Below are 16,879 nucleotides of genomic sequence, written 5' to 3'. Positions count from 1 at the left end.
CCCCGCTGGGTTTGTCGCATCTCTCCACTCCCACGGGTGAGCCTTCAAAGGCCTTCCATATCACACCATTCCGCGAGAGCTGCGCGCCCTCTGCTCCGGGAGCTTCCTCGCTTCGCTCGGTGATCTCCCTCCGCGCCGCGCAATGCCAGCGTGCAGGTTCGCGTTGAATGAGAGGACAGGAGACGCCTGGTTAGCTGAAGAACTGCCAAATGATTCGGGCTTGGGCATGATCTTTTTCTTGCGTTAAAAAACAGCAGATTAAGCATGCCTCCCCAGAATTCTGCCACGCAAACAAAGCACATAACCTGTAAGGACAAACCCTGCTTTGCTTTCTTCAGAGCACCAGCCCCCACGAAACACAAAAACAAACCTCAAATTGAAAATCAAAAAAACCGGGTAAAGCCTACGTTCAAAACGTCGCTTTACCCGGTTTCCCGAATGTATACAAAAATTTATGCGCCAGTCAGTTCTTTCCTGCCACCGCGCCGTCATCAGACCTGCTTGCAGGCTTTTCAGGCGTAATAATTACAGCGTCTGTTATTTCTTCATCAGCAATAATGCCGCCGGATGCGCCAGGTTCTGACACATTTGACCCGTTCGTGTTCCCCCCGTTCGCGTCAGTTCCCGATGCGTTCGGGCCCGATGCGTTCGGGCCTGATGGCGGCGCTGCCTGCGCATCCGCGTCAATCACGGGGGGCAGTGCCGCCTGCGCGTCCACCACGCGCGCCTCACCCAGGGCAAGGCGCTGCTCCTCGCTTTGCGGCAGGGGAATACAGTTCTTGTCCACCAGCACAATACCCGTGCGCTCCAGCACCTCGCGGCGGTAGGCGAACTCCTGCTGCATGCGATGATGGCGATACACAAAAAGGCGGTGCACAAGGTAGCACACGGCGATCATGGCCGCCAGGCTGCCCGCAATCCAGGGGATATAGGGCGTAAGCAACTGGCCCAGCCCCACGAGCGCCGTAAAAGCACCGTCCACAAAAAAGAGCGCCGCGCCGAGCAGCAGAATGCCCAACAGTACGACCACCGTGGGCGCGTTGCGGATAATGGCGTAAAAGCGTTGCAGACGTTCGGGCACCTGATCCGCGTCGCTGGAAGCGCCAGCGGGGCCTCCGCCATCCGCGCCACCCAGATCGCGGGCCTCACGCCCAAGAAAACGCGAAACCCAGGTTCCGGCAAGATGCACTATGAGTATGAGCCCCACAGGAGCGAGAACAGCGGCCAGCGCCCAGCCAAGCCAGGGAAAGCGCGCCAGCGGCGGGCCGCCCGGCACGTCGGGGGCGGCATGCATGACGCCATAAAAAAAGGCTACGCCGCCGACCACCAGTTCCACAAAGAAAATGGCGATCATAAGGTATATAAGGGCGTCTTTGTACTGCCCCGCATACCACGGCTGTCCGGACACGGGGCGCTTCCTGGCGGAACCGCTTTCCGCCTTGCCGCCCGATCCGCTGAAAACTGTTGACTGGCGCTCTTTTTTTTCGTCTGTCTGCATGCTTACCTCTGGTTGCGCAGCATACTTTGCCGCAGCCCATCCCGCAAGTCCATACCCGGCATTGCGCGCGCAAAAGCGTCTGTCCGCGCGTCCGCTGCTTGCTCACAAGCGGCATCTGTCTTACTTTGTCCGCAGACAACTTCAGGAGTGGTGTATGCACGTTCTGGTTACTGGCGCGGCAGGATTCATCGGATATCATCTGACCGCGCGCCTGCTGGCCCACGGGCACAGCGTTGTGGGCATTGACAACTGCAATGATTACTATGACGTGCAGCTGAAAAAAGACCGTCTGACCCAACTGGCCGCCTTGCCACAGGCCGGGAACTTTCGTTTTGAGCTTCTCGATATGGCCGACGGGCCCAAGATGGCCGCGCTTTTTGCCCGCGAGGGCTTCAGCCATGTGGTAAACCTGGCCGCACAGGCGGGCGTGCGCTACAGTCTGATCAATCCTGAATCCTACCTGAGCGCCAACCTTGTGGGCTTTGGGCACATTCTCGAAGGCTGCCGTCAGAACAAGGTCGGGCACCTGCTCTTTGCCTCGTCATCCTCGGTCTACGGCCTCAACACGGCCCAGCCCTATTCCGTGCGGCACAATGTGGACCACCCCGTCAGCCTCTATGCCGCTACCAAGAAAAGCAACGAACTCATGGCGCATGCCTACAGCCATTTGTACGGCATCCCCTGCACCGGTCTGCGGTTTTTCACCGTCTACGGCCCCTGGGGGCGGCCCGACATGGCCCTGCACCTTTTTACCACAGCCATTGTGCGCGGTGAACCCATCAAGGTCTTCAACCAGGGACACATGCGGCGCGACTTCACCTATATTGACGACATAGTGGAAGGCGTTGTACGCCTGCTGCCTCTTGCCCCCGGCCCTGACCCGACCTTTGACCCCGCCGCCCCCGATGCGGCGACCAGTTCCGCGCCCTGGCGCATATACAACATCGGCAACAATCACACTGTGGAACTCAATGATTTCATCGCCACCCTTGAAGACGCCCTGGGCATGAAGGCGCGCAAGGAGATGCTGCCCATGCAGCCCGGCGACGTACAGGCCACCTGGGCCGACATAAACGACCTCTCCGCCCTGACCGGTTTTTCGCCCGCAACGCCCTTGCGTGAAGGCATAGCCCGTTTTGTGGAATGGTATAAAGAGTATTACAACGTATGAACGACACTCCCATCATGACTGACGCCCCCACTCCGGCCCGGCCCGAAATTCTCGCGCCCGCGGGCGACACTCCTTCCTTTTTGGCGGCCCTTGCCGCAGGGGCGGACGCCATCTATCTGGGCCTCAAGCATTTCTCGGCCAGAATGCAGGCTGAAAACTTCGGCCTGACCGAACTTTCGCGCCTCACGGACCTGGCCCATGCGGAAAGCGCACGCGTGTATGTGGCCATGAACACCCTGGTCAAGCCTGACGAGCCTGCCGCCGCCTACCGCCTTATCTCGCGCCTGACCACCCAGGCCCGCGTGGACGGGCTCATCGTGCAGGATCTCGCCATGATTGATCTGGCGCGTCAGGCTGGTTTTTCGGGCGAGCTGGCCCTTTCCACCCTGGCCAACGTCACGCATCCCGGCGCCCTTGTGGAAGCCAAAAAACTCGGGGCCAACCGCGTCATTCTGCCGCGCGAGCTTTCCATTGATGAAATCCGCCTCATGGGCGAGGCCTGCCCCGAGGGGCTTGACCTTGAACTCTTCATCCACGGCGCGCTGTGCTACTGCGTTTCCGGGCGCTGCTACTGGTCCAGTTATATGGGCGGCAAAAGCGGCCTGCGCGGGCGCTGCGTGCAGCCCTGCCGCAGGGTCTACCGCCAGGGCGGCCCCGCTGCCCAGGCGCTTGTCCGCAATGCGGAACGAGAGGAGATGGACCGCGCCCGTCAGGAACAGTCGCGCATGGATATTGCCCGCAAAGACCGCAGGGGCGGCTCCGGCCGTGACAGTCGCGATGGGCGTGACGGCCGTGACGGGCGCGACAGCCAGTTCCGCAGCCGCAACGAAGCCACAGCCTTTGCCCAGGGCCGCCGCTCCGGCAGGCAGGCATCGCTGCGCTCGCCGGGCCGCAAGGAACACAGTGGCCGCTGGTTCTCCTGTCTTGATCTTTCGCTGGACGTGCTGGCCAAAACCCTGCTGGACATCCCCCATCTTGTCTCCTGGAAAATTGAGGGCCGTAAAAAAGGCCCGCACTATGTCTATCATGTGGTGACGGCCTACCGCATGCTGCGTGACAATCCCGGCGACCCCAAGGCGCGCAAGACCGCCGAGGAAATTTTGCAGATGGCTCTGGGCCGCCCCGCCACGCGCGCGCGCTTTTTGCCGCAGAAGGACAATATCCCCACCTCTCCTGAAGGTCAGACCAGTTCCGGCCTTATGGCGGGCAAAATCCGCATTGAGCAGGACGGCAGCGTGGTGCTGAAACCGCACCTTGAACTGCTGCCGCAGGATTATTTGCGCGTGGGGGTTGAAGACGAACGCTGGCATGCCACCTTGCCCGTTACGCGGCGCATTCCCAAGGGCGGCAGCCTCATCATCCGTCTGCCCAAGCACAAAACGCCCAAGGCGGGTACGTCGGTATTTCTTATCGACAGGCGCGAGCCTGAACTGATGCGTATTCTCAAAGGCTGGCAGGCACGTCTTGACCAGCTTCCGGGCCGCCAGAGCAAGGCTGTGGAATCCAGCCCGCGCATGCCCGCGCCCGTGAAGGCAAGGCCCCGGCCAGACATGTTCGTTCGCTCCACCATTCCGCAGGGCAAGGAGATGCGCGGCGGCAAAAACCAGTTGCAGGCGCTCTGGTTGTCGCCCCGCAGCGCGGACATATCGCGCACAATGGTTTCGCGCATCTGCTGGTGGCTGCCGCCCGTGGTGTGGCCCGGCGATGAGGAAGCCTTGAGCCGCAGCGTCAGCCGCCTCTGGCGTGACGGCGCGCGGCACTTTGTCTGCAATGAGCCGTGGCAGCGCGGCATGTTTCCCGACGCTCTGGACGAGGACGCTGACCTGCTTGTTGGCCCCTTCTGCAATGCGGCCAATGCCGCTGCGCTGGGCGTATTGGCCCGTATGGGCTTTACCGGAGCCTTTGTCAGCCCGGAACTGCCCCGCGAGGAAATGCTCGCCCTGCCCAAGCAGAGTCCCCTGCCCCTTGGCGCGGTGATTTCCGGCTTCTGGCCCGTGGGCATCAGCCGCTTCGGCCTTCTGGGCGTCAAGCCCAATGAACCCTTTTTGAGCCCCATGGGCGAGCCTTTCTGGGCACGGCAGTATGGCGGCAATATCTGGATATATCCGGGCTGGCCCATGGACCTTACCGCCAAACGCCAGGAAATGGCTGCAGCCGGATACGGCTTCTTTGCCCATATGCTGGAGAATCCGCCAGCCAGCCTGCCCGAAATGAAGCGTGAAAGTCTCTTTAACTGGGACGGTTCGCTGCTGTAGCGGCGTGGGGCGTTTGCGCTGCCGTTCATACAGGGCGAGACACGCGCACAGTGATATTGCGGGGCATGGTGTACAGACGATCTGTGCGCCATGCCTTTGCGCTGGGTTTTCAGGCGCGCTACAGTAGGCCGTACCGCTGGGCTTTGTGTTTTGCCCTGAACAGAGCGGCGGCGGATACAAACATTCCCGCAACCCGCACGTTTCCTCAGCCGTGAGTCCGCGCGAGGAATCGGGCTTGCGGATGTGTGATAGACCATGCAGAAAACCCTGTCTCAGCATATTATTGAAGCGCGGAGGCGCTTTCCGCGAGGGCTGGAGCAGCCTGAGGGCAGCCTGCGCTTTGGCGCGGACGCCCTTTTGCTGGCCGCTTTTGCCGCGCGCCACCTGCCGCCGGAAAAGAGTGGGCCAGGCAAATGCGGGCCAGACGAATGCGGACCGGGCAAATGCGGGCCAGACGAATGCGGAGCGGACAATCGCGGGCCGGACAACCACCCGGAAAGGCTCTGGGCTGGCGCGGCAAACCCTGGTCCCACCCTTGTGGCCGAGCTTGGCTGCGGCTGCGGGGCCGCCCTGCTGGGGCTCGCCATGCTGCGCCCGCATATTTGCGGCCTGGGGCTTGAACGTGAGCTACCGCTGGTTAAGGCTGCAAAAGGTAATGCCGCGCGGCTTGGGCTCTCGGACCAACTGCGCTTCCTTGCCTTTGACCTTGAGGATAAAAAGGCTCTCGCAACCTTGCGCGCCCCTGTCCGGGTGTCGGGGCTTTTGCCCACAGCAGACGCGCCATTACCGCCTGACAATGGAAACAAAGAGCGCCAGCCATACGCTGTGCAGCTTGACATGGCACAGCCTGCCGGCAACAGGCTGGACGCGGTTCTGGCCAATCCCCCCTACGACAGGGGGGGCCGCCCCTCCCCAAGGCATATGCGGGAACGCGCCCTGCGCACGACTCCAGGTGCTGACAGCCACACATCGGCCCTCGATACCTTTTGCAGGGCTGCGGCCACGCTGTTGCGCCATCAGGGCCGTTTTTTCTGCATCTATGACGCGCAGGCCCTGCCACGTCTGTGTGTGGCCCTGAATGCCGTCAAGCTTGGCGTCAGGCGCATCCTGCCCGTGCAGAGTCACAGGGATGAACCAGCCCGGCGCGTACTTGTGGAAGCCCGCAAAAACGCCGCCCATGACACTGTGCTGGAGACGCCGCTGATCCTGCACGATGCGCCCGGCAGCGACGAGTCTGCCATCAACGCGCCCAAAACCAGCGCGCCCGGAACCAAGGCTTCTGAAGGCAACGCGTCTGAAACCAACGCGCCATGCAGCACAGAGCCGCACAACACCGCACTTTGCGACACTGAACCCTGTGGCAGCAGATCTTGCGCCGCAGAGCCTCACTGGTCTGCGCGGGCTCTGGCCTTCTGCCCCTGGCTTGACGGCGCAGACGCGTCCCACACTGCCGCCGCAGATGTCCTCCGCACTGCCGACAATGCTTTTACCGCACCATGACAAAGAGCCGCGTATGAACTTCATAGCCGACCTGCATATCCACTCCCGTTTTTCCCGCGCTACCAGCAAGGCGCTCAACGCCCGCCATCTGGCCGCATGGGCGCGCTGCAAGGGCATAAACGTCCTGGGCACGGGCGACTTTACCCATCCGCAGTGGCGCGCCGAACTTGGCGCGCAGCTTGAGCTTGATGAAGCCAGCGGGCTTTACCGCCTCAAGGGCGACCCGGAGCAGCTTGACGTCATGGCCGGGGGCGCCATGCAGGACGGCGACGCGCAAGGCCCGCTCTTTATGCTCCAGGCAGAGATCAGCTCCATTTACAAGCGCCACGGCAAGGTGCGCAAGGTGCACAATCTCATCTTCATGCGCACCCTGGAGGACGCGGCAAAGCTCTCGCAGCGGCTTGAGCAGATCGGCAACCTGCATTCCGACGGGCGGCCCATCCTTGGCCTCGATTCGCGCGATTTGCTCGAAATCATGCTGGAATGCTCTGACGACGCCGTCATGATTCCGGCCCATGTGTGGACGCCCTGGTTCGCGCTTTTCGGCTCCAAATCCGGCTTTGACCGCCTGACAGACTGCTACGGCGACCTTTCGGAGCACATTTTTGCCCTTGAGACCGGTCTTTCCTCTGATCCTGACATGAACCGCCTGGTGAGCCAGCTTGACGGCTACGCGCTTGTCTCCAACTCCGACGCCCATTCGGGGGCCAACCTTGGCCGTGAAGCCAATCTTTTTGACGGGCGGCCCTCCTATGCGGGCATGTTCGCGGCCCTTCGGGCGGCAGCGCGCCGCCAGCCGCAGGACAATCTCGACTGCCGCTTTCTCGGCACCATGGAATTCTACCCCGACGAAGGCAAGTACCACCTGGACGGCCATCGCGCCTGCAATGTGGTACTGGAACCGCGCGAGTCACGCGCGCTTGGCAATATCTGCCCTGTCTGCGGCAAGCCCCTCACAGTGGGTGTGCTGCACCGCGTGTGGGAACTGGCCGACAGGGAGGAACCCGCACGGCTCGCGCTGGAACCCGAAGCGCGCCCGCTCATTCCTCTTGCCGAGGTGGTGGGCGAAATTGTGGGCGCGGGCGTCACGTCGCGCAAGGTGCAGGAACGGTACGGCAGACTGCTGCGCGAGCTTGGGCCGGAACTGGATATCCTCTGCCGCATGCCCGAGTCAGAAGTACGCGCCCATTGGGAGCCTTTGGGCGAAGCTGTGGCCCGCATGCGGCGCGGTCAGGTTTTCCGTCAGGGCGGCTATGACGGCGAGTACGGCGTTGTGCGCGTGTTTACGCCTGAAGAACTGGCCGACATTCGCGGTACCGGGCGCGGTGCGGGCCGTGGTTCCCTGCCGGGACTCAAACCGGGCAGACCGCGCAAGATTCCTGCTGTTGGCGCTGCCGCTGACGCTGCCGTTGACGCTGGCACTGGCGTCGCCGCGAGCACGGCGGCTGACATCAAGCTGCGCCAGAAAAAGGCGTCTTCTGTGTCCATGCTGGATCTCATGAAAGAGCGGCCCTCGCAGCATGCAGCTAAACTGGATGAAAAGCAGACCCCGCAGCAGGCTTCAGTCAGCTTCAGTGATGAGCAACAGGCTGCCCTCATGGCTGGCCCCGGCCCGGTGCTTGTGCAGGCTGGCCCCGGCGCTGGCAAAACGCGCGTGCTCATTGGCCGTTTGCAACATTTGCTGGATCAGGGCGTCCCGCCCCACAAGCTGCTTGCGGTAACATTTACACGCCGCGCGGCCAATGAAATGCGGCAGCGCCTGGCAGCCGCCCTGCCCCATATGCGCGATCTGCCCTGCTGCGACACTATGCACGGCATTGCCTGGGGCCGCATGCGCGCGGTCATGCAATCACAGGGGCGTGAATGCATGTTGCTCGGCGACGACGCGGCGCAGCAGCTGTTCAAGGCGGCAAATCCCCAGCTTGCCGCCCGTCAGGCGTCAGAACTCTGGCGTCAATTGGCCCTGGCGCGCGAATGCCAGCGCCCCCTGGACGACCCGGTCGTCGCACAGGCCGCTGCCCTTTATGCCCAACGCAAATCTGAGCGCCCCGGCCTGCTCTATGTTGACTATGCCGACCTTCTTGACTGGTGGCTGGAACATGTGGCTGCCATGCCCCCGGATCTACTGCCGCAGCATGTTCTTGTGGACGAAGTGCAGGACCTTTCGCCTGTGCAGCTGGCTATTCTCCGGCGCTTGCTGCCCAGTGACGGCAAGGGATTTTTCGGCATTGGCGACCCTGATCAGGCCATTTACGGCTTTCGGGGCGTATCCGGTCAAAGTGAAAGCAGCCTGCGAGCCGTCTGGCCAGAATTGTCGGTCTTTTGTCTTGGCCGCAGCTTCCGCTCCAGCCAGGACGTTCTGAACATGGCGCGCAGTCTGCTACACCACAAGGGACAGTGCGGACCGCTCACGGCGGCGCGGCAACTCAGCGCTCAGTTGCGCCTTTTTTCGGCTCCGGACCAGCAGGCCGAGCTTCGCTGGATAACGCGCCGCGTACAGGCCCTGCTCGGCGCGACGGCGCACACCCTGCTTGACCAACATTTGAGCAGCGCAGAAGCGCACGAACTGGACGGCACACTGGCCCCTGGCGACATTGCCGTGCTGGTACGCCTGCGGGCGCAGATCGCGCCCTTGCGGGCAGCGCTCGAGCAGGCGGGTATTCCCTGCGCCGCCCCGGCCGAAGACGCCTTTTGGCAGGACGCGGCCTGCGCAAAACTGCTGGCCATGGCCGCGACCCACTGTGGATTCGGCCCACTGGCGCAAAGCCTTGCGCCCGCGACCGGACAGCAGGAAGTGCCCGCCCCTGCAACGGCAGGCGCGGCGGATGCTGTTACTTCCAACGTCGCGGCTGGCCTGGCCGAAACTGCTGCTGCAGCTGCGGCGGTTTCTGCATCGGGCGCTGCTGGCATAACCGGGTCATCTCTGCTGCCCGCAACGCCTTTTGTTGCCGGTGCTTCACTGCCTGCGCCCGAAGCTCTGGAACCCTGGCTCAAACAGCAGTCCTGGGCTGGCGAACCCCTTGTGGCAGGCCGTGCCTGGCGTGAACTCCGGCGTGTCTGGAAGACGCATGGCAACTGGCCGGATTTTCTGGCTCATCTTGGCTGGCTTCAGGAAGCGGAAATGGTGCGCGGCAAGGCCGAACATGTGCAGATCATGACCATGCACGCCTCCAAGGGTCTTGAATTTCAGGCTGTGTTCCTGCCTGGCCTTGAAGACGGCCTTTTGCCCTTGCGTAAAGACCTTCTTTTTGGCGCAGGGAGCGACGGCAGCGCGGCATCCGGCGAACAGACGCCTTCTGCGCCGCAATCGGATGAAGATGAAGAACGCCGCCTGCTGTATGTCGCCCTCACACGGGCCGCGCGTGCGCTTTTTGTGAGCCACAGCGCCCGGCGCACGCTGTACGGCAAAAGCCTTGCCCTGCTGCCTTCGCCTTTTCTGGAACAAATTCGCCAGTTCTGCCGTCAAAGCGCCCTTGCGGTTCACAAAGAGACGCAGGCGCGCCCCCTTTCCCTGCTGCCAGAGCCAGAGGGGAAATAATGGCATAGCGATGCGGGGAGTATGGCGCGCGACACTTTGCGGCTTGAGCAATGTTCTTTTGCAACGCCTTGTGAAGTCTTGTGAAGTCTTGTGGTGGAGGGCCCCTTTTGCAAAAGGCTCCCTCCCCCACGCCCCTTCCCCCTAAAACCTTTACTGCCCTGTTGTGCAGGGCAGTATTTTTTATGGCTAGGCAGTGGGCCGCAAAGCTCATACCATACCATTATATTTGCAGAAACACTGCCAGTTCACTTGCGTAGCCCCACCTTTCGGCCTATGCCACCTCAGTCAGCTATCTTGATACACTGCCAAGAGAAACATCCAGGTTGCCCGGCAGGCTTTCTTTAGAGCATTTACACTTTGAAAAAGTGTAAATGCTCTGACGCTGCACGAGAGTGCAGCGCGCCACAGCGTGGCGTGGATTCAGCCGAAAATCGAATTTTTCGGATGAATGAAAACTTTGGAATGCAAAGCATTTCAAAGTTAATCTGCTCTAACCGGGCAAGAAAATCATGCCCAATGAGTTAGCGTCGAAATTCAGACGGTTTCGCTGGTTCAGCTGCGACGGTGTCTTTTTTGTTTTTCTAAAGAATTTCTAACACCTGTTTTTTTAATATTTTTTAATAATTTTAGTTAATTGGCATACATTATGCTAGATTCTGGACAGAATTGAAAAGTTTACCCCAGTTGACGGAATATTCGGATACACAAAAATTTGCCTGAACTGTCAGCAAATTGCGTGTAAGAGGCTTGTCATGGAACGTACATCGCCCCCATCACTACGCATCAGCCCCTGGGCCTTGCTGGCTCTGGCCAGTCTTTTGCTGCTGGCTGGCTGCGGACTCTCGCGTCCGGTGGATGACGGCCCCATGTCAGAGGACGCGCACAAGGTGGTACGCACCGCCTATGCTCAGATGGGCAAGAAGTACCGCTCTGGCGGTGCTTCACCGCAAAAGGGTTTTGACTGCTCTGGCCTTATCTGGTGGGTGTACAAACAGAACGGTTACAAGGTTCCACGCATTACCGTGGATCAGGCCAGCGCAGGGTATTCCGTGCCCAAAAACCAGGCCCGACCCGGCGATATAGTGGTGTTTCGCACAGGCTCAAGCCCGCGCGGTCTGCATACCGGCATTTATGCAGGTGGCAACAGCTTTATTCACAGCCCGCGCAGAGGCGAAAAGGTGCGAATGGAAAACATGTCCATACCCTACTGGAGCAACAAACTTGTTGCTGTACGCCGTGTCGTGCGCTGATTCGTAGTACATTGCCAGGCAGATGCTCCGCGTGAGGCTGCCTTTTTTCTCTGAACCAGCCGCGCTGCCATGATGGCAATGCGGTTTTTTGTTACAAATATCAGTAAATTTATTATGAAGTGTAGCATGTTACTGAAGCCGCATTTGGTTGCCGACAGCGCCTTAAGATGCAACAGCAAGCAAGGGTTTCGCTGCGTAATCGGCTCTGTCAGGTGAACCATAAGCCGGGCAATGTAATGGTGTTGCGAATAACGCCCTAGGGGCTTGGAAAATTTTGTTTCTTGCTTGCCATTATTGTTGTTTTAACGTACTCGTGTGAAAATGCGCAGCGTAACTTCCTTGTTGCGGATTTAACCTGCCCTTCCCTGGCATTACTGCCACCCATTTATTCTGACCGCGCACGCCAGGCAATAACGCAACAAGATCTCATCGGCACGCTGCCGCCGGGAGGACACATGGCGCGCAAAACAGCCATTGGCGAAAGCTTGTTAAGCATTGCGGACATATCCCGTCATTTTTCCCTGCCCGAATCTACCACCCGTTATTACTGCAAGCGCTTTGCCCCCTTTATTCCCAGTGTTGGTGATGGCAGGCGGCGGCGCTACCGCCGTGAAACCCTGGACATTATCGCAGCCATTCTTGAGCAGATGCAGAAATCGCGCACTGCCGCCGCTGTTGAGGATGCCCTGCTGGCGCGCTTTCCCCGCAATGCGCTGACCTTTGCCGACCACCAGCCACTGCAGGCCGTGCAGGCTCCTACACAGGACTTTTTTCCTTCAGCGGCATTGCAGTTGATGGAACGGCAAACCGCTGCCCTGGAAGGGATTGCGCAATTGCTGCATCTGGTTGTGGAGCGGCTGCCTGCAGGCGCGTCTCAACCCGCCATTGAAACCCAACATGCCGAGCTGCGTCAGGATATTGATACCTTGCGTCTTTTGCTGCAATCGTCTGAAAAAACGCAACAGGCTGATCTTGAGCAGTTGCGGCAATGGATGGGACGCATGATCCGCAGTAAAAGCACAGCCGCGGGTTCCGAAGGCTGAGCCAGACGCATCACCCTCCTTCCATAGCCCCAGCTTGTCTGTTCAACGCAAATAGTGCCTGTTTGCGCCGTTGCGCTGCAATATTCGCCTCCACCCTGGCTATCTCTGCATAACACCCTGGCTATATACGCCGCATTCACCACCGGAATATCCGCAATGGCTGGGTACTCCAGTGATCGCAGCGGCAACAACGCAAATTCCTTTTTTAATCACAGCTTTTTTTGAAGCCGATGCTCTTTTGCAACCAGACAAGACGCACGCCGGGCATGAACTCCGCTTCCTTAAAAGCGCAATATCCAGCTTTTTCATACAAAGCCACATTGCGACGGCTTTTTGCGCTGGTGAATAGTTCGTAGCGGTTTTGCGCACACACTTTTTCGATGGCAGCAAGCAAGCGTGTGCCAATGCCCTGCCCCTGAAGCTCTGGCTTGACCATCAGCCGACCGATATGGGCGGTGGTGTTTTCAATTTTAGCCCGCACTGATCCCACAATCTCGCCATCGTCCATTACTGCCTTGAGCATGACGCGTGTAGCAAACTCCTGCTCAAGGTCAGCGAGCGTTTGCGTCATGGGCGGTATCTCATAACTGCCCACAAGCCGGGCCTCACTTTCAAAGGCTTGTTTCTGCAACGCCAGAATGGCTGGCAAATCCTCTGCTTTGACGGCAAAAATTTTCATGCTTTTTCTCTTCTCATACGCTTTTTCATTTTGCTCATGGCAGAACAAGGTACACACGTGTCACGTTGGGCTTTATGTCTGCTCTTTGCCTTACCTTTTATGGTGTGGGCAAAGCCCCTTGCGGGCGCGGTCCCGACAACCCGGTAGATACCGTTACCCTGGCTGCAGTCCTGGCTACAACAAAGGCTCCACACCGTAGGATGTGGAGCCTTTGACAATTTGGCAATCGCCATTTTTTGCTGGCTGCAATCAATAGTGGGCGCTCATGATACTGCCCGCTTTTGCTGCTGGTCGCTCCTGCTGCGGGCCGCCTATTTGGGTGAAGTACCCTCAGCCTTGGCCTTGGCCATATCGATGGCCTTCTTGAAGAGATCCGGCGGCAACGCGCCGCGCACCACAAGATCATTGACGAGAAAATACGGCGTGCCTTCCACGCCGAGCTTTTGCGCGTCCTGCTGATCTTCGGCCATGATGTCCGACACTTTTTTGCTGTGCACGTCCTTGGCAAGGCGCTTCATGTCCACGCCAAGATCCTGGGCCGTGGTTTTCAAAAAAGCCTCGCCATCTGTCACAAGCTTGTCGCGACCGGCAAACAGGGCGTCATGGAACTTCCAGGCTTTTTCTTCACTCTGCTGCGCAATGGCGAGAAAATACTTGGATGCGATACTGGCCGGGCCTTTGTCATCCAAAGGCAGGTTTTTGAACACCAGGCTCACGTCCTTGCCGTATTCCTTCAAAATGGCGCTCACCGTTCCTGATGCCTGCTGGCAAAAGTGGCAGGTAAAATCTGAAAAGGCCACGATGCGCACCTTGGCGTTTTTGGGGCCCAGCACAGGCCGGCCATCAAGCTTGACGGACTTGGTCGTCTTCATCTCCTGGCTCCACTGCGCCTCAAGGCTGCGCTGCCTGCGCATGTTGGAACCCTGCTGGGCGATGTCCAGTACTGCCTCGCTATTGTTGCGCAACACGTCCATCACCAGATCAGGGCGTTCCTGCAACAATTTTTCCAGCATCTGCGCCAGATTTTCATCTGTAATCTGCACGGCCGCAGCTTCTGCCCGGCAGGGCGAGCAGGCAATAAGACCACCCAAAACCACAAGCGCCGCAAGGGCAACCAAACCTGTTTTTTTCCACATGCTCATACTAAAATTCCTTACGCCCTTGGGACGAATCAGTTTACGCCGCCCTGCTCCGCTTCGAGGCGGCGCTGGGTGGCGGCATCTTCAATTTTAAAAAGCAGTTCGTCAAGGTCAACCGGCTTCATGAGGTAGCCAAAGGCCCCCTCGCTCATGGCCTGTACCGCCAGCTGCATATCGGCGTGGCCAGAAAGCAGAATAACCTGGGTTTCCGGCCAAAGCTGATGGATTTTTTGCAACGCGCTCATCCCATCCATAACAGGCATTTTCACATCCATTATAACCACGCTGTACGCTTCTTGCTGCATGGCATCCAGCGCCAACTGCCCATTGGCGGCCGAGGTGCACTCGTACCCTCTGCGCCCCAGGCGTTTAGCCAGAATGCGTGTCACTTCCTCTTCATCATCAACCAGCAGGATTTTTTTTGACCCCATACGCACTCCACCAAGTAATATCTTTCTTTACATGCCCGAATATTTTAGCGCCTAACTGGTGGCCCGAGCAATAGACATGTACGCATTTTCCTAAATTTTTTACAATTTGGTGCAATATTTTTTTACAACTTGACGCTGCCTGTACTCTCTTTTACAACCATCAAAGTGCGCACCTCAAGATTTTCATGAATGTTTCATGTGAAACGTTAAAAAATCTAAAGCTCGCCGCTCTTTCCACAAAGCTCATGAAATAGGTGAACAGCAAAATCACACCACTGCCCGTACGGGCGGGAGGCATCAATGGCTCGCATAATATCCATTGCCAACCAAAAAGGCGGCGTGGGAAAAACCACCACGGCAATCAATCTGTCAGCAGCCTTGGCCGTTATGGAAAAAAAGGTCTTGCTGGTGGACTGTGACCCCCAAGCCAACAGCACGAGCGGCATTGGCCTGCAACAGGAACAACTGCACGGCGACCTGTACAATACCTTTTATGAACCTGAGCAGGTACGCCAAAATATAGCAAAAAGCCGTTCGCCTTTTTTGGATATTTTGCCAGCAAGCACAAACCTTGTGGCTGTGGAGCTGGAACTGGTAGACAAAATGGCACGTGAGTTTTACCTCAATGAATGCCTCAAATCCATCCAAAAAGACTACGAATATATAATACTTGACTGCCCTCCTTCACTGGGCCTTTTAACGCTGAACGCCTTGTGCGCATCGCGCGAACTGCTCATTCCGCTTCAGTGCGAATTTTTTGCCCTGGAAGGTATCGTCAAGCTTTTGCAGACGTATGAACAGGTGAAAAAGAGGCTCAACCCCGAACTTTCCCTGCTGGGCGTGGTGCTTACCATGTATGACACCCGCAACAGGCTCACACGGGAAGTGAAAAACGAAGTGCGGCGCTGCTTCCCCGACCATCTTTTTGAAACGGTCATTCCCCGCAACGTGCGGTTGTCAGAAGCGCCGAGTCACGGCAAGTCCATCATTCACTATGACATCAAATCCAAGGGGGCCGAAGCCTACCTTGGGCTTGCAAAAGAAGTGGTGCTGCGCCGCCCCTCTAAAAAATCCGTACTGCAATAGCTGACGGCTAGGTTTTGAGCGTGCCGTCAACCACCAGCAACGGCGGGTGACAGTGCCATATGCCCGGCTCAAAGGACTAATAACTGGCCGGGACTTATAAAAAAAGACACAAGGCAGAGCGCTCACGCGCCTGCATGGATGCAGAGATGGCTTGGTAAGGCGCACGCCCTGATGGCTTACGCACGAGCGCGCGCCTTATAAAAACCGAACCCTAGCCTTTCGGGGTGCTGTGCTCCACCGCCACATGGTCACGAAAATGCTTTTGCCTGACAGACGTGCCGCAGCCCTTGCAAAGAAAGACAAGAAGACCACCGATATTGGCGTTGGTCAAAATAAAAGGCTGCGCGGGGTCTGTACGCCAGTCAGCAGTTTTTGCGCCGCAATAGGGGCAGTCCACAGTGGGCGAGTACGGGTACTTGAAGTCCCAGAACTGTTGCAACTGCTCAAAATTTTTCAGCGGCCCCTCGGCCTGAACCAGGGGGGCCGGAGCTTCAGTAGCTTTCAATTGCGCAGTAATTTTGGGCTCAATCAGCTGCCAAAGCTTCAGCGAAAGCTGCACAGCTTCAACATTGCCCTTGGCGTCAGTAAGATAGCGTAATTCAGGATGATCAAACATTGGCATGTCCTTTATGCCTGAGCAGCATCAGGCAGAAAATTTTAAGGTAAAAGCCTTGTGAGCCTGCGGTTTCACCAGGCGCGGCCGGAAGCCGAAGTTTGCTGTCCGGGTGCCAGCACCGTGACGCGCGGAGTCCACCTTGTCAAGGCGGTTAGGCATAAAAGACCGCAACAAAAAGACTTGGGCTACGCGGTACATGCCGCAAGCGCGCCAAATGCAGCGATGGGTGCGGTATGGTCTGGCGGCTCCCCTATGCCGCACAGGGGCAAGGCATTATAGCCAACGATTCAACGGGCAGCGCAGTGCAAGCATTGTGACATCGCCAATAGCGCAATGCCATGCGCAATGCCAACAGGCCGCAAGCAACCCTGCGTGTGCCAAGGCGGAATTGCGCAACCCCGTAATCCGCACCACGCTTGCCACATGGATGCACCTGACAACGGGAGCACAGGCGCCGTGTATCACAATGCTATACGGCGCAAACGGGGTAAACGCGGCAGCTGCAAAGCGCAAAGGGGCGCAGCGGGCGTGCGACCTGCGCTTTCTCAGGGCAACAACCGTGATGCGGCCAGCCGCGCCTGATGCCAGAAGCGCCTGGAGCCAGCAGCGCCTACAAACTGGCAAACTCAATGTTGTTTTTTTGATGGTCAAAAGTCCTGCTGCAGCAAACAGC

12 protein-coding genes are annotated in these 16,879 nt (G+C 58.5%); 7 read left to right on the top strand and 5 right to left on the bottom strand.

The genetic code is table 11. From position 1 onward, the window contains the following. Positions 1–463: 463 nt before the first annotated feature. On the bottom strand, positions 464–1,498 hold the full coding sequence (locus tag RBR41_RS05440) for a hypothetical protein (protein ID WP_320351572.1): 1,035 nt from the start codon (positions 1,496–1,498) through the stop codon (positions 464–466). A gap of 154 nt (positions 1,499–1,652) precedes the next feature. On the opposite strand from RBR41_RS05440, the gene RBR41_RS05435 reads away from it, so the two are divergent. From RBR41_RS05435 to RBR41_RS05410, 6 genes are all read left to right on the top strand, one after another. Further along, on the top strand, positions 1,653–2,669 hold the full coding sequence (locus RBR41_RS05435; RefSeq protein ID WP_320351571.1) for an NAD-dependent epimerase: 1,017 nt from the start codon (positions 1,653–1,655) through the stop codon (positions 2,667–2,669). Further along, complete coding sequence (locus RBR41_RS05430; protein ID WP_320351570.1) at positions 2,666–4,924, top strand: peptidase U32 family protein; 2,259 nt, start codon at positions 2,666–2,668, stop codon at positions 4,922–4,924. Before RBR41_RS05435 ends, RBR41_RS05430 begins: the two co-directional genes overlap by 4 nt. Positions 4,925–5,179: 255 nt before the next feature. Next, positions 5,180–6,424, top strand: coding sequence for a hypothetical protein (locus RBR41_RS05425; protein ID WP_320351569.1), 1,245 nt, complete (start codon positions 5,180–5,182; stop codon positions 6,422–6,424). A gap of 13 nt (positions 6,425–6,437) precedes the next feature. Further along, positions 6,438–9,962 (top strand): UvrD-helicase domain-containing protein, encoded by a 3,525-nt coding sequence (locus tag RBR41_RS05420; RefSeq protein ID WP_320351568.1) that lies wholly within the window; start codon positions 6,438–6,440, stop codon positions 9,960–9,962. 752 nt (positions 9,963–10,714) lie between these two features. Then, positions 10,715–11,212 (top strand): C40 family peptidase, encoded by a 498-nt coding sequence (locus RBR41_RS05415; protein WP_320351567.1) that lies wholly within the window; start codon positions 10,715–10,717, stop codon positions 11,210–11,212. A 455-nt stretch (positions 11,213–11,667) separates the two neighbouring features. Next, a complete protein-coding gene (locus RBR41_RS05410) occupies positions 11,668–12,255 on the top strand; it encodes a MerR family transcriptional regulator (protein WP_320351566.1) in 588 nt (195 codons plus the stop codon). A 205-nt stretch (positions 12,256–12,460) separates the two neighbouring features. On the opposite strand, the gene RBR41_RS05405 is transcribed toward RBR41_RS05410, so the two are convergent. The 3 genes from RBR41_RS05405 to RBR41_RS05395 form a co-directional block, all read right to left on the bottom strand. After that, the gene (locus tag RBR41_RS05405; RefSeq protein ID WP_320351565.1) at positions 12,461–12,934 is read right to left on the bottom strand and encodes a GNAT family N-acetyltransferase; all 474 of its coding nucleotides are present in this window, start codon (positions 12,932–12,934) and stop codon (positions 12,461–12,463) included. 311 nt (positions 12,935–13,245) lie between these two features. Next, positions 13,246–14,076 carry a DsbA family protein gene (locus RBR41_RS05400; RefSeq protein WP_320351564.1) on the bottom strand — a complete coding sequence of 277 codons (831 nt, stop codon included), beginning with the start codon at positions 14,074–14,076 and terminating at the stop codon, positions 13,246–13,248. A gap of 29 nt (positions 14,077–14,105) precedes the next feature. Next, on the bottom strand, positions 14,106–14,504 hold the full coding sequence (locus RBR41_RS05395) for a sigma-54-dependent transcriptional regulator (RefSeq protein WP_320351563.1): 399 nt from the start codon (positions 14,502–14,504) through the stop codon (positions 14,106–14,108). 300 nt (positions 14,505–14,804) lie between these two features. Here RBR41_RS05395 and RBR41_RS05390 point away from each other — a divergent pair, with 300 nt between their 5' ends. Then, complete coding sequence (locus tag RBR41_RS05390; RefSeq protein ID WP_179980373.1) at positions 14,805–15,590, top strand: ParA family protein; 786 nt, start codon at positions 14,805–14,807, stop codon at positions 15,588–15,590. Between the two features lie 211 nt (positions 15,591–15,801). Here RBR41_RS05390 and RBR41_RS05385 read toward each other — a convergent pair whose 3' ends face one another. After that, positions 15,802–16,206: a hypothetical protein gene (locus RBR41_RS05385; RefSeq protein ID WP_320351562.1), complete on the bottom strand. Its 405-nt coding sequence runs from the start codon at positions 16,204–16,206 to the stop codon at positions 15,802–15,804. Positions 16,207–16,879 lie beyond the last annotated feature (673 nt).

Origin of the sequence: Desulfovibrio sp. (assembly GCF_034006445.1) — a bacterium.
Taxonomy (GTDB): Bacteria; Desulfobacterota; Desulfovibrionia; order Desulfovibrionales; family Desulfovibrionaceae; genus Desulfovibrio.
The sequence above is the reverse complement of the archived record's forward strand: the minus strand, read 5'-3'. Positions and strand labels throughout refer to the sequence as shown.

Bases quoted from the DNA above. Each gene is read 5' to 3' on its own strand.
- RBR41_RS05440 (WP_320351572.1), bottom strand. From the start codon at position 1,498: ATGCAGACAGACGAAAAAAAAGAGCGCCAGTCAACAGTTTTCAGCGGA.
- RBR41_RS05435 (WP_320351571.1), top strand. From the start codon at position 1,653: ATGCACGTTCTGGTTACTGGCGCGGCAGGATTCATCGGATATCATCTG.
- RBR41_RS05430 (WP_320351570.1), top strand. From the start codon at position 2,666: ATGAACGACACTCCCATCATGACTGACGCCCCCACTCCGGCCCGGCCC.
- RBR41_RS05425 (WP_320351569.1), top strand. From the start codon at position 5,180: ATGCAGAAAACCCTGTCTCAGCATATTATTGAAGCGCGGAGGCGCTTT.
- RBR41_RS05420 (WP_320351568.1), top strand. From the start codon at position 6,438: ATGAACTTCATAGCCGACCTGCATATCCACTCCCGTTTTTCCCGCGCT.
- RBR41_RS05415 (WP_320351567.1), top strand. From the start codon at position 10,715: ATGGAACGTACATCGCCCCCATCACTACGCATCAGCCCCTGGGCCTTG.
- RBR41_RS05410 (WP_320351566.1), top strand. From the start codon at position 11,668: ATGGCGCGCAAAACAGCCATTGGCGAAAGCTTGTTAAGCATTGCGGAC.
- RBR41_RS05405 (WP_320351565.1), bottom strand. From the start codon at position 12,934: ATGAAAATTTTTGCCGTCAAAGCAGAGGATTTGCCAGCCATTCTGGCG.
- RBR41_RS05400 (WP_320351564.1), bottom strand. From the start codon at position 14,076: ATGAGCATGTGGAAAAAAACAGGTTTGGTTGCCCTTGCGGCGCTTGTG.
- RBR41_RS05395 (WP_320351563.1), bottom strand. From the start codon at position 14,504: ATGGGGTCAAAAAAAATCCTGCTGGTTGATGATGAAGAGGAAGTGACA.
- RBR41_RS05390 (WP_179980373.1), top strand. From the start codon at position 14,805: ATGGCTCGCATAATATCCATTGCCAACCAAAAAGGCGGCGTGGGAAAA.
- RBR41_RS05385 (WP_320351562.1), bottom strand. From the start codon at position 16,206: ATGTTTGATCATCCTGAATTACGCTATCTTACTGACGCCAAGGGCAAT.